Source organism: Micromonospora sp. DSM 43699, from assembly GCF_055517075.1.
In genome coordinates, this window is record NZ_JBTMMT010000296.1 from 1 (window position 1) to 247 (window position 247).

Sequence of the window (247 nt, forward strand, 5' to 3'; positions counted from 1 at the left end):
GCCGGGCGGCGGGCCGGGCCGGCACGGTGAGCAGCACCGCGTCCGCCTCGACCAGCTCCGGGGCACGGGTCGGGCCGACGGTGAGCCGCCAGCCGTCGGCGACCGGGCTCAGCTTACGGACCGCCGCACCTCGGCCTCGACCACCGGCCAGGGGGCGAACAGCACGGTCGGGTCGAGGTTGCCCTGGACCGCCCGGTCCGGGCCGATCCGGCGGGTCGCCACGTCCAGCGGGGTACGCCAGTCCACC

General features: G+C 78.5%; 1 pseudogene. It reads right to left on the reverse strand.

From position 1 onward, the window contains the following. Nucleotides 1–120: 120 nt before the first annotated feature. Nucleotides 121–247: pseudogene (locus tag AC0AIB_RS31690) on the reverse strand (uroporphyrinogen decarboxylase family protein); the annotation flags it as partial.